Genomic DNA, 12,873 nt, shown 5'->3' on the forward strand with positions numbered 1-12,873 from the left:
ATACTGTGCGAGATCTTGAAACTGGACAGTATACCGTTGAGCTCTGGTACGATGAACAGGATGAAACAGAGTTGCTTATAATGCTGCTAAGCTTCGGACCTGTTATAGAGATACTCGGTCCTGACAATCTGCGCTCACAGGCTAAGGAACGTCTTGAAAAGCAGTATAGGCTTCTTTATGAATAATCCCCGAGCCGAAGCTCGGGGATCTTTCATTTAGGGGGGGGAGTCGGTTACGTTTATAATATGATTAGTCGTTTGTCATGATAGAAGTATCATTCAGGTAACGGAAACAAGATTGATTTTGATATCTGAGAAGGTAAAGTATGATACTTGGGGACACCAATGGTTAATGTGACTTGTTATAGGACCAAAATCATCACCTTCAAGTTTATTGATGCATAAATTGTTAATGATTATTTTATCATTGTCCCATACAGTAATATATTCTTTATTCGATTTATCAATTCGTATAGTAAAGTTATGTTCATCCAAAACATCACCAATATTATAATTCGTTTGGCCTAACTTTGTATATTGAGGATTGAAATTATTTCTGTTGTGTTCTTCCATATTACTAATATAAGTTGAATCCAATCCAATCACATTTTTATAATTACCATCACTCATTTTAGAAATATCAACATTATTAAGGAAACACAGCTTTAATCCTTCTTTTGTGACCAACAGACAATGTGCCGTGATTTTACCTGTCTTTGAGCCTATCTTTTTTCCATTTTCATCTATTACATCTTCATTTGAAAGGCTTACATCGAACAGGAAACCGCCGCCTTCCATGGTATGCCAGTCAGCTTTGTCTCTTTTCAAAGAAAATGATATATTCTTTTGTTTGGAATGAATAATTGAGCTTTCATTTTCGTTCTCATTTGTTACTAAAAAGTCTTTAATCGGATCTTCTGTATAACCAATCATTTTTATTTCCGAATCAGAAATATTAATGTGTTTTGCCAATGTTGCTCCTATTTTTTGATCATAATTATAATGATCATAATGTACCCAATCGAAATTTGTCGATCCTGTTCCAAAATATATCGTTTTGTAAGTGGTTTTATATGAAATTATAGTTACTTTCGTATATATAACCTGACCATCGGGAGATTTCACTCTTACATCGTAAGTTCCGGCATCTAAATCGTCAAATAAGGCAATTCCAGCTTCATTGGTATTTAACTGTTTTATAATATTATCACTTTTTACAATACTTACAAGGCCGTTTTTCAGTGGCTGATTATGGTCGAGAACCTGTATCTGTACTGAGCCTTTCTGTTCTATAATATTTACTTCATCAAAAGCATGACCAATATTGTTTATTATGGTTTCAGAATATTTAAGGTTTCTAGCTGTTTGAATAATTATTCCTCTGATGCCTTTAAAATCTGTATGATCCTTTATTTTACCTAACGAATAATAAAACAGTTTCCATACAGTTTCCATATCAATTCCATATTTAGTATTCATCAAATATGCTGCATGAGATATAACAGTTGAGTTTTTATGTTCTTCAGAAAAACTTGGATCAAAATAGCTGTCATTCATAGCACATGGATTACCTGTTTTATTTGGTTCTGCGATATTCCTGTTAGGCCTTCTCCTTTCAATCCATTTGCCCTCTACGCATGAGCCAAAGATGTCGGCATATGCTTCATTAATAGTTTTGTTTATATTTGATGTCGTAGCATAATTAAAATCTTTGATTCCACATTTATGTTTGAATACTGCATGACCAAATTCATGACCTACCAAAGCTAAACTATAACCTGCAGTTTTCTTGTCATCATATCCATTAGCTCGTATGGTAAATGTAATATATTCATAACAATATTCTTCATCGAAACTTGCAAAATAATCATTATAGGTGAATGTACCGTTTGCAACGATATCATCTATTTCACTGGCAGATAAAGTTGATAATTCGCTAGTATCTACTTGATTGCGCGTATCCTTATCATTTATAAAAACAGGAACTGGTTTTCCACATCCATCTATTCCTGAATAATAGTGACTATTATACCACTCATATGCTGAAACTGCATTTTCGTATGTTGCCTTTGCATCTGCGTATGTTAACTTTGCATCAGGATCATTAGGATTAACAGGATCAGGAGTACTGTCAGAAAAATAAGAATATGAATCAAAGCCTGTTTCTTTAATAATATCAGGAATATCGGTTCCTTTAACTTCTGAATCGTTCCAATCATATAAGGCGACTTTATCATGGTAATTCATATAATGCATACCATTTTCTTTATTATATTCCACATCAGCACCATATGAAGCAGAGGCGCGATTGTTCATTTTTATTCGACTTATAATTTCTCCTGAATGTGCATTGATCCAGATTGCTTCATTATCACTGGTTATCACATTATAGGCAAGAACAGTATCAGTATCAGGTTTAATGTACAAATTACATGACGTTATTTCTGCCTTGGATTCAGAGTCCTTATTTATTATATTTGAGATATCTTTTTCAGAAATAGTAGGGACAGTATTGATTTTATCGAGTATTTCGTTACTTATATAATATGATGTTATTGAAGATACCTTTCCTTCTAAATCACAAGTTACTGTTATATCTCTTCCGTATACTTCAATTCCTTTATATTCTATATCGAATGAATACGAACTGAAATATTTATTGGTATCTAATTTTGAAAACTTTAATTCATTTTGGGGATCCTTAATACCAAGAAGCGATCTTACATTGCATATGGCACGGAAGGCATCCTGAGCGCATTTGATCTGTCTGTCAGTAAATACACCGTTTATGGTTTCAACATTGTCATCTTCATTATAGAAAATATCCAGTGGCTGCTCTTCAGTAAGGTTTAATATCTCAAGATCATATTCTCTGTTATCGTCTAATTCAGAAACGTTTATAGTCTCTAATGATAAGTTGTCAAGCTTTAAGGGATCCATGCCGTTTAAGACTTCATATCCGTCAGGAAAGCCATCCTCATCGGTATCTCCAACAAATGGATTGGTAGAATAATTGTATTCATTGGCGTTTGTAAGTCCGTCTCCATCAATATCGTCTTCGCCATCTGAAATACCGCTTTCTCTGGAAGCTACAGTCAGAGGATCGGTTTTGACAGTCAAAACTTCATATCCGTCAATAAGTCCGTCCTTATCTGTATCTTGATCAAGTCGGTTTGTATTAAGTCTTATTTCTTTCAGATCAGTTATTCCATCATTATCACTGTCAATATCTTCAAATGAAAGCATTCCGCTTTTTTCGCGCTTAACAATTACATCATTTGAAAGTGATTGATCTTTTGTATTGATTGCTTTTATATAAAATATATATTCGTCTTTAATATCTGATGTGTTTATGTTATATACATATTCCGTTTTATCAGATACTTCTGCAATCGCCTTTTTAGAAGCATTCTTTTCATATACTTTATAGCTTATGGCATTTTCCTGCTTCAGCCATTGTAAGGTTATTGTATTATCTTTTTGGCTGTAATCTGCCCATGCGTATAATTGATTTGAAACGCTTACTTCATATGCATCAGGGTCAAAGTCAACAGAAAACTCTATTTTATAGTCTGAATTACCTATTTTTAAGGTTTTATCAACATTTGCTTTAACGCGGTCATATTCGGCTGCCAGTGTGTTAGTAGGAATAAAAGCCGAAATACACGTTGCACATGTCAAAAAGCAGAAAAACATTAATGTTTTTTTACCTTTTTTACGTGTAATAAATGCTATTGCAGATGCTATTAAGATTATAGACGTGGGAATAGCGATATTGACATAATCGCCTGTTTTGGCACTGTCAGTCTTTTGAACAGTAGTTGTTGTAGTGGTTGCAGCATTTGAAGTTGTGGTAGAATTTGCTGTGTTATTCATCATAATAATAGCTGATCCATCAATTGTTTCTCCAGCGTTGACCGTGATTTCTTTTCCTGATAAATCGCCGCTTGTGAGAGAAAGTTTTTCCGGGAGTGTAAGCTTCCAATTCAATGAATTCAAATTGGTTTCGCTATTGTTTTTGATTGAATAATTGATAGTTGCTTTTTCATTTGAATTGTATTCGTCCTTATCGGATGAAATCATTATTTCGATTCCTGAAACCTCATTTGTTTCTGCTGCTCTAACGTTTAATGTTGCAGAGTTGCTTGTTACGAAAAAGCACATGATCGTTAAAAATAAAATACGTATTAGTTTTTTCATACATTTCTCCTTTTTCATATGATTTAGTTTTTAGAGCTTTGCTGATTTCCACCATGGATTGAATTCGATTTGTTTATCATATCATCTCCCTTTGTAAAATATTAGAAGAAAGCAAACTATAATCAACAAATTGATCAATGTCTGCTCAAATACTTTATTCTTCTAAGGATTTCATTCCCCTAACTAAATTCGGGGGAAAGATCGTCTGACGTTGGTTATTGAGAACACATTAATTATAACCTAAAGAGTACAATAATACAAGTCAAAAGCAAAGTAATTCGTTTCTAATCAATAAGATAGCAAAAAATGAACAATTCGCAAATAATGTTGGTGAGAGATTATAAAATATATGGTAAACTCTGATCAGATGATATGATCAGAATTTTATACTTCATTTTATCAATCACAAGGAATATTCATTCTCCGATGAAAGACAGACCGTTTTGAATGGATTAATACAGCATAGGATACGCAAATTGCTCGATTTATATAATGAATAACGTAAAATCGGGGACAAGCCCCGATTTGCTTTTATACTTGCATTTTTAGTGTATTTATGATATACTTTAACTAGATTTCACCATAGATGCAAGAGGGACAAGTATTACAAAAGCACAAGCAGATATTATTATTGAAAGGGCACTTGGAGTTTATAAAGGACAATTACCAGGTAATGTTGAAATATGGACTCAAGGTGGAGTATATATGTGGTAAAATGGCAAAAATAATATGTAAATGCGGATTTCTTTTGAGCAATAGTGAAGCTCCAAACGATATACAATTACGGGTATATACTGACAAGGAATGGGATGATATCATTAATTACGAAGAAATCAATCCTTGGATGATTCCGTTACCAAAATATGATGTTTGGCGTTGCCCAAAGTGTAAAAGAATTTTTGTATTCGAAGACAACAATGATGTTCCAATTATGATTTATAATCTGGATAAAAACAATACTTGAGTTCATTTCTATTCATATTCTGTTATGCTGTTAAGCCAATATAGTACAAATAATAAGCCTCCGTTTGATATAATCCCCATAGAGTAGACACACGAAAAAACAAAAAGTGAGAAAACTCTAAGGGGGTTATTTTATGTTCAAAGAGAAATTAACAGATGAAGAACGTATTGCAGCTGTACAGGATGTTCTAAATGGAAATGGAGGCTGTAAGCAAATTGCTCCAAAATATGGAATAAATCATGAAACTTTAAGATCATATGTAAGGCTTGCACAAACTGAAGGAATAGATGCGGTTAAGGTTCAAAAATCAAAAAGAAGATATTCAGTTGAAACTAAACTTAAAGCCGTGAATGACTATCTTTCACTGAAATCAAGTCAAAGTGAAATATGTGCTAAATACAAAATTAGATCAAGGAGCCTTTTACAACGATGGATTTCATGCTATAATACTGATATATATTTATTATTAAGAGTTTGTAACAGTTAGACTATTTATATTGAACACATAATAACAGTCAAACATTTCTGTGAATTTCCATGCCTATTTGGTTCAGTTATAGTTCAGGAGTGAAAAAAACAGCCTCCCGAAGGAAGCTGTTTGTTATAATTAAACATTCAAAATGATCAATGGAGCGTCCGTCCTTATATATCAGCCATAAATTTCAACTGTATAAATGATATAAAAGAGATATGGAATAATCCCAAAAAGTATCTGTTTGAGTACTTTGAATGTCTTTGGTATTAAACATAAGGTGATAATAGTATAAAATGTGAAAATAAAGAAAGCAGGTGAATTATGTTTGGTGCGTTTTATGGTGATGTTATTGGCTCGGAATACGAAAATGCCTGCACGAAGGATTACGACTTTCCTTTTATACGTGAAAGCCATTTTACTGACGACAGCGTTATGACTTCAGCTGTGTGCAGGGCTATACTCAATAACGGTGAAAATATCGGCAAGTTCGGGATACGTAAAAGAGCTTTTGAGTATGCGGTTCAGTACAAGCAGTATTATTCCCGTTATCCCCACGCCGGCTATGGGAGCATGTTTGTACGTTGGGCAAAGGAGAAAAGCCTTAGAAGGCAGTACAGCTATGCTAACGGAGGTGCGATGAGAGCAGTTCCTATTGGTTACGCTTATGATGATATAGAACAGGTCATGTTGCAAGCTAAAGCAAGCTGCTATTATACTCATGCTCACCGCGAGGGTATCAGAGGCGCTCAGGCTGTTGCATGTACCGTATTTCTTGCCCGTCACGGCGAATCCAAGGAACTTATCCGTAAGTTCATCGCTGAAAAATTTCGCTATGATCTTAATTATACTGTTGAGCAGATACGTCCTGAGTATAGCTTTGACAGCAGCTGCGAATACTCAGTTCCGCCATCAATTATTTGTTTTCTCGATTCTACAGACTACGAAAGCGCCGTAAGAAATGCCGTATCCCTCGGAGGCGACGCTGATACTATGGCTTGTATCGCAGGAGGTATCGCTGAGGCTTACTATAAGAATATTCCCGAAGAAATAAGACGTTTCTGCGACAGTCGTATCGACATTTCTCTCAAGGAAACTGCACGTGAATTCAATCTCAAATATAAAAATACCTGATATTATATTTAGCTTCTAAGTAGAAAGGAAGAACCATGTTTTTAAAATTTCAGTCGCAGGAAGAAAGAATACAATATGGCGGTTCATGTTTTTTTGAGTTGCAGTTATGTAAATCATCTCAAGATCAATCATTAGAGAATATCCTGAAACAGAGCAGCAACTGGGAAGATGATTCGCTTTATGTACATGGAGATAAACCTTTGTATTCAGTATATGGTCCGATATTTGGTAATGGTTTTCATCCCAACATGACAGAAGGATACCTTGATCCTTGGGGCATCACATATTATAAACAGGACATGATCGATGAAATCATAGAACGTGCACTGCAATCTAAGCCGGAAGGATATGAAGTGCTTATTACCTGGCTCAATGAAGCAAAGGGATATAATGGCTTTTATATTTTAGGTGTATGAAAATATATCTGATAAAAGAATTAGTTTATAGGAGGAATACAAAAATGATAAAAATGACATCTGCACAAGCTGCAAAAGAACTGAAAAGACTTAATGAATTACATAGCGCTCTGCTTGATAAAGAGCAGAAGTCCGCTGTGTTCACAGCTGCTATTCAGGAAGATATCGAAATGGCACGCCCGGAATACTCATATAGTGAAATGCAGGCAGAGCTTCAGAATATTGAGAACAAGATAATCAGCCTGAAGCACAGTATCAACCAATTCAATCTGTCATATGTAATCCCGGGATTTGATATGACTATTGATCAGATGCTTGTATATATACCTCAGCTGACAGCAAGGAAAAAGAAACTTGAAAGAATGGCAGCTCGTCTGCCAAAAGAGAGAGTAAACAACAGTTTTTCTCATTCTTCAAACTTTATCGAATATATCCACAGCAACTATGATGTCACTGCTGCGAAAAATGATCTTGCTGAGACCTCTGCAGTGCTTGCAGAAGTGCAAATGGCTCTTGATCTGGCAAATACAACAGTGGAATTTGAAGTAGAGATATAAATGTTTTCCGAGGTCAGGCAGTTTTCGGATAACAGCGGAGTGAGGTTTATTGTAAAACACTCTATTATCTTAGGTTATTATCAAATGTTATCTGTTATATGTCAATGTTCAATTTCGACTGTTGAAAGACACAGCCGGAAAATGCAAATTAGTCCTGCCTGATCTGAAAACCTTGTGTTCGGAGCGGTCAGCCGTTTCGTGCACTGAGCAGAGGAGGTTCGGTTTCAGTCTGCTTATATATAAAGCCTGATAAAACAGATAACCGCTGCCATATCAATTATGACAGCGGTCAAAATAATAATACAATATATGAGGTTAAAATGAAAAATAGTCTTAGAAATGACCTTGAATATGTCGAAGTAAACGGACATAAACTTCACATATTCAGATGCGGAGATATAAGCAAGCCGAAGCTTGTGTTTATGTCGGGATCAGGTACAATTGCACCTATGTATGATTTTAAGGTGCTGTATGAAAAACTGCTCAGCGACTTCAGAATAATAGTAATTGAAAAATTTGGTTATGGTTATTCAGAACTGTATGAAAGTTCCTGTGAAATCGATACTATTGTAAATTATCAAAAGCAGGCGTTGGAGTCAATGGGTGAGAAAACTCCTTATATCCTTCTTCCACATTCTATGAGCGGTATAGAAGCTATCAGATGGAAACAGCTCTATCCTAATGATATAAAGGCAATAATCGGCCTTGATATGGCGACGCCTATCACATATAGTGAATGGGGCGAAGATGAGATCAATAAACGCGTTGATCTCATGCTAAAACTTAAAAGGCTCAAAGAAATGGGATTATTGTTCTGGTATCCTATAAATAAGCGTGGATTGAGTAAGGATGAAATAAAGCAGCATCAGCTACTGAAAAAAAGAAATTTGATGAACAAATGCTATATAAATGAAGCAAAGGCAGTCATGAATAACGCCAAAATCGTAGCTGATTCCGGAAAAGCAGAATGTCCGACTTTACTATTTGTATCTAACGGGAAACAGACATCACCGAACTGGATCGCGAATGAACAGAAATATGCTGAATCAGTAGGTGCAGAAACTGTTCTTTTGAACTGTGGACACTATATTCATTATTACGAAAGTGATAAAATAAGCTCAAAGATCAAAGAGTTTATTAAAGAGATAGATTAATATGGCTCGTTTAGCCTGTATAATAGGGAATAGGTGAAAAAATGGTATATATAACATGAGAAATTCATGGTTCGCCTGAACCTATATTTGACTTGTTCACACGACATAACGGAGAATTATATTGTGAAAAAATATGGTATAAAAATAAAGAAAATGGTATGATAACATATGGAAAACACCGCACATAATAAAGCTTATTTTCATCTTCCGGGGCTGTTTGAGTTCTATGACCTGTACAGTGTGTTTCTGCCGCTGTACCGTGAGCAACGGGAATTTTTCTACGACTGGTGCGAAATAGCATCTGTCTATGGTGCTCCTGCCGATTGTATCTGGGGCGGTGGACGTGCCGGATTCGGCGAATGTGAAGCTGAAGATGTACTCGCACTTATGAATGAATATGGTATTTCTTCAAGGCTCACTTTCAGCAATTCGCTTTTAAGACATGAACATCTCACCGACAGGAAATGCAATGCCCTGTGTGAGCTTTTCAACGGAAGCAAAGGTGTACAGAACGGTGTGATAATCCACTCGGATCTTCTGCTTGAACATATTAAGAATAATTATCCTGGTCTTTATTTCGTTTCCTCGACTACAAAGGTTCAGACTGATTTTGATCAGTTTTTAAAGGAAACAGACCGGAGTGATTTTAAATATGTTGTTCCTGATTTCAGGCTGAATAAGCTGTACGATAAACTTAATACACTCTCACAGGTCCAGAAAGATAAAGTCGAATTTCTGTGCAATGAATGCTGCTCGTTTTACTGTAAAGACAGAAAAGCATGCTACGAAAATGTTAGTCGGAAAAATCTCGGAGAAAACTGTCCCGAGCACATCTGTACCGCACCTGATGCCGAGGACGGATACCGTTTTTCAAAGGCAATGAATAATCCAGCATTTATCAGCATTGATGACATCATCAACACTTATCTGCCCCTCGGTTTTTCTAATTTCAAAATAGAAGGCAGGGGACTCGGAAGTGCTGTCAATCTTGAATTCCTGCTTTATTATCTCACAAAGCCGGAATACCAGCTTACTGTTCGTGAAGAGATATATCTCGACAGTATGCTGGATCTGTTCTAAATATCTTACCGTAACGACGATTACACATAACATATGGCGCTGATTTGTACATATTACAGCATATCCGTATATTGACATATCGGCGGAGGCACTGTATAATCATAGTAATGGAAATCGTAATATTTATAGGAGTTAATACTATGCTTTACTACATTGGTTTTCATATTCCGAGATGTGCTGATTGTGATGATATCTTGATTTATTAATACTTTACACGAATACAGGTGCAAGTCACCTGTATTCGTTATTATGGATACGATAAAGTCCCAGATACCGGTAAATATGCCTATAACGCCTTTTCATCTGTCTTGACTGCATTTGACCAGTCGACTCTAATTTTATGTAAAATATTCGCAAGAAAAGCTTTGAATTATGATGAAGTAAATGATAATATTAATAAAGGATATGTAATATCCGCTTTTTTGATGTTATGTTTTATTTGCGGCAGTGATGCTGCCGACATGAGGTTTCAGTGAGGAGGAAACATTATGCCAAAGTTGTTCACAAAAACAGTATCAGCTCTAACAGCAGGAATTTGTATGTTCAGTGCCGTTAGCCTGCCGTCCGTAATCCCGTCAGCCCAGGTATATGCGGCTGATTTTATGAAGAATGATACTGTAGACGGTTATTACTACGAATTATGGAATCAGAACTGCGCAGGAGATTTTGAGTACGAAAACACCGAAAACAATGGCTTTACTCTTAGCTGGAGCGGTATTGAGAACGCCTTTGCGCTCAAAGGTGAAAAATTTGAAAGAAAAAATGTATATGCTTCTCAGATAAAAGAATATACCGTTACATATGACGAAGATGTTGACTATATGGACGGTAACGGCTTTTCAGGCGTTTATGGCTGGATGGAGGATAACAATGCCTATTATGAGTTTTACATAGTGGACAGCTGGGGCAGCTGGCGCCCTGTCATGGGAAACGCTCTCGGTTCATTTGAATCCAACGGTATAACTTATGATATCTACAATGGCAGGTTATCTTCGATGACGGACTATTGGGGAGGGAATATACCTCCCACTACATATATCTATTACAGTGTGGCACGTGATAATCTTGCTGAAAAGACAGATGGTGTCTGCAATATAAAGAATACTATCAATGTCGCGGATCACTTCAAGAAATGGCAGAATTCAGGCCTTGATCTGGGATTTGTTTACGATGTAGGCTTCAGCGTTCAGGCATACAGAAGTGCTGGCAGTGCCAGAATAAACTCTATTGAAATAACCAAGGAGATAACAGATGACAACAACTACGGACCGGAGTTTACATACAAAAGTCATGAGCCTATGCCCACAGATGAGGAAGGCAGGAAAGAATTCATAGACTTTGAGACCGAGAATGATGATGAGAAATTCGGAGCGGCTTTTACAGGAACCAAGGCTTCGTATGATACGGAAAGTTACTTCAGCGGTGAGCGTTCTATGTTGATATCCGGAAAGGATAAAGAAAGTCGTGGCTTTGAGTACAAGATCGATCCCTATGATTTCAGCAGCAAGGATCTACTTGCAGGTTTGAAGATATGTCAGAACAGCGGCAGGAACATCAAGTTCATATTTCAGGTGGCAGATCTTAACTCCAAAACCGGCTATTGCAGAGACTTGTATTTAAGAACTATCCCCTCTGGGATATGGACGGATATGGAAGACTTGCATATTTCACTGCTCAACGATTTATTCGCAGATGAGGTAATACGAATAATCCCTTCAGAGGACGTTGACTTCTGGATCGACGATTTTTACTTAGGCGATGCTTGCGATATCGAGGATAAGCATACAAAAAAGAGTCGTTCTGTCCTCGGTGATGTGAACAGAGATAGTGCAGTTGATATATACGATGTTTTGACTCTAAGAAGATTGCTTATTAGTACTGAGGATTACAATGTAAACTTCTATCAGGACGTAAACGGCGACTGTAAGCTGAATATGAGCGACCTTGTAGCACTTACCAGGTTTGTCCTTGGCAAAACAAAGCAGATACCTGAGCCCGAGAAAGAGTTAATGTATTTTGCAGATGATTTTTGTGAAACCATAGGCAATGCAGAATTCGATGCGTTCAGCAGAAGCGAAACAGCAGGAGAGATAAAGTCGGCTGTTTGCAGTGATGGCACATTTAGTACTCAGTGGAGCGGAAAAAGTTATTATGAGCTGTCAAGCTCACAGATACTGGAAAATTTTGATGAACTCAGCTTGAAGTATTCCGGAACTGTAAAGACAAAATCATGTGCTACGTTTGGAAATGAAAGCAGCGTAAAAATTAACATTTCGGCGGTGTTCAAAAGTGACAGCGACACGGTGAACTTCTTAATTGAGGACGGAGCCAGCAAAAAAGAAAGATTAAGGTGGCTCTCAGATCCTGATGATATGAAGCTGGTAGAGATAGGCGGTCATGAGTATTACATCGATAAAAACGATGAGCTACCCGATGAGATAGACCCGGACAAGTATATATGGCTTTATCCTAAGGAGAACATCATTAAAACCGATGAGGTCTGCAGCTTTGACGAAGAGATAGATTTCTCTGAGATACTGAAATACTTCAGTAAGGAGGAGTTCAAGCCATATTCAGTACAATGTTCGCTTACAACCTATGATACAGAGGGATTTGCTGAAATAAATGAATTATCCTGTATCGATAATAGCAAGGCAGAATAAAAACCACTTCTGAAGTTTTATGTTATAAAAGCTATATCGTCGTTTAATAGTCAAAACCATCCGTTTAACGATAATGTCATTAAGCTAAGGAAAAGCAAAATAGTCACAGGAAATGATATAATCCCCATAGAGTAGACACACTAAATAAACAAAAGTGTGAAAACTCTAAGGGGGTTATTTTATGTCACGAAGAAAATTGACAGATGAAGAATGTATAGCTGTTGTGCGGGAGTA

Annotated in this window: 10 protein-coding genes; 9 read left to right on the forward strand and 1 reads right to left on the reverse strand. The window is 36.4% G+C overall.

What is annotated here, in order from left to right; all coding sequences use genetic code 11:
* Positions 1 to 5: 5 nt before the first annotated feature.
* Positions 6 to 185: a WCX domain-containing protein gene (locus tag BUB28_RS00605; protein ID WP_072947740.1), complete on the forward strand. Its 180-nt coding sequence runs from the start codon at positions 6 to 8 to the stop codon at positions 183 to 185.
* Positions 186 to 278: 93 nt separating this feature from the next.
* Here the strand turns inward: BUB28_RS00605 and BUB28_RS00610 are convergent, their stop codons facing one another.
* Complete coding sequence (locus BUB28_RS00610; RefSeq protein WP_072947741.1) at positions 279 to 4,199, reverse strand: M4 family metallopeptidase; 3,921 nt, start codon at positions 4,197 to 4,199, stop codon at positions 279 to 281.
* A gap of 643 nt (positions 4,200 to 4,842) precedes the next feature.
* Here BUB28_RS00610 and BUB28_RS00615 point away from each other — a divergent pair.
* The 8 genes from BUB28_RS00615 to BUB28_RS00650 all read left to right on the forward strand — a co-directional run bounded on the left by BUB28_RS00615 (position 4,843) and on the right by BUB28_RS00650 (position 12,639).
* On the forward strand, positions 4,843 to 5,163 hold the full coding sequence (locus BUB28_RS00615) for a hypothetical protein (protein ID WP_242939896.1): 321 nt from the start codon (positions 4,843 to 4,845) through the stop codon (positions 5,161 to 5,163).
* A 133-nt stretch (positions 5,164 to 5,296) separates the two neighbouring features.
* Positions 5,297 to 5,650 carry a helix-turn-helix domain-containing protein gene (locus BUB28_RS00620; RefSeq protein ID WP_072947743.1) on the forward strand — a complete coding sequence of 118 codons (354 nt, stop codon included), beginning with the start codon at positions 5,297 to 5,299 and terminating at the stop codon, positions 5,648 to 5,650.
* Positions 5,651 to 5,959: 309 nt separating this feature from the next.
* Positions 5,960 to 6,769 carry an ADP-ribosylglycohydrolase family protein gene (locus tag BUB28_RS00625; RefSeq protein ID WP_072947745.1) on the forward strand — a complete coding sequence of 270 codons (810 nt, stop codon included), beginning with the start codon at positions 5,960 to 5,962 and terminating at the stop codon, positions 6,767 to 6,769.
* 35 nt (positions 6,770 to 6,804) lie between these two features.
* On the forward strand, positions 6,805 to 7,185 hold the full coding sequence (locus tag BUB28_RS00630) for a hypothetical protein (RefSeq protein ID WP_072947747.1): 381 nt from the start codon (positions 6,805 to 6,807) through the stop codon (positions 7,183 to 7,185).
* Between the two features lie 44 nt (positions 7,186 to 7,229).
* Positions 7,230 to 7,742 carry a hypothetical protein gene (locus BUB28_RS00635; protein WP_242939897.1) on the forward strand — a complete coding sequence of 171 codons (513 nt, stop codon included), beginning with the start codon at positions 7,230 to 7,232 and terminating at the stop codon, positions 7,740 to 7,742.
* Between the two features lie 320 nt (positions 7,743 to 8,062).
* The gene (locus BUB28_RS00640; protein WP_072947748.1) at positions 8,063 to 8,896 is read left to right on the forward strand and encodes an alpha/beta fold hydrolase; all 834 of its coding nucleotides are present in this window, start codon (positions 8,063 to 8,065) and stop codon (positions 8,894 to 8,896) included.
* A 168-nt stretch (positions 8,897 to 9,064) separates the two neighbouring features.
* Positions 9,065 to 9,976 (forward strand): hypothetical protein, encoded by a 912-nt coding sequence (locus tag BUB28_RS00645; protein ID WP_072947750.1) that lies wholly within the window; start codon positions 9,065 to 9,067, stop codon positions 9,974 to 9,976.
* A gap of 488 nt (positions 9,977 to 10,464) precedes the next feature.
* Positions 10,465 to 12,639, forward strand: a complete 2,175-nt coding sequence (locus tag BUB28_RS00650; protein ID WP_072947751.1) for a glycoside hydrolase family 11 protein — start codon at positions 10,465 to 10,467, stop codon at positions 12,637 to 12,639.
* Positions 12,640 to 12,873 lie beyond the last annotated feature (234 nt).

The sequence above is a fragment of the Ruminococcus flavefaciens genome (assembly GCF_900143025.1).
Taxonomy (GTDB): domain Bacteria; phylum Bacillota; class Clostridia; order Oscillospirales; family Ruminococcaceae; genus Ruminococcus; species Ruminococcus flavefaciens_I.

Excerpts from the sequence above, each read along its gene's own strand:
- BUB28_RS00640 (WP_072947748.1), top strand. The coding sequence starts at position 8,063 with ATGAAAAATAGTCTTAGAAATGACCTTGAATATGTCGAAGTAAACGGA.
- BUB28_RS00635 (WP_242939897.1), top strand. The coding sequence starts at position 7,230 with ATGATAAAAATGACATCTGCACAAGCTGCAAAAGAACTGAAAAGACTT.
- BUB28_RS00620 (WP_072947743.1), top strand. The coding sequence starts at position 5,297 with ATGTTCAAAGAGAAATTAACAGATGAAGAACGTATTGCAGCTGTACAG.
- BUB28_RS00610 (WP_072947741.1), bottom strand. The coding sequence starts at position 4,199 with ATGAAAAAACTAATACGTATTTTATTTTTAACGATCATGTGCTTTTTC.
- BUB28_RS00645 (WP_072947750.1), top strand. The coding sequence starts at position 9,065 with ATGGAAAACACCGCACATAATAAAGCTTATTTTCATCTTCCGGGGCTG.
- BUB28_RS00625 (WP_072947745.1), top strand. The coding sequence starts at position 5,960 with ATGTTTGGTGCGTTTTATGGTGATGTTATTGGCTCGGAATACGAAAAT.
- BUB28_RS00650 (WP_072947751.1), top strand. The coding sequence starts at position 10,465 with ATGCCAAAGTTGTTCACAAAAACAGTATCAGCTCTAACAGCAGGAATT.
- BUB28_RS00630 (WP_072947747.1), top strand. The coding sequence starts at position 6,805 with ATGTTTTTAAAATTTCAGTCGCAGGAAGAAAGAATACAATATGGCGGT.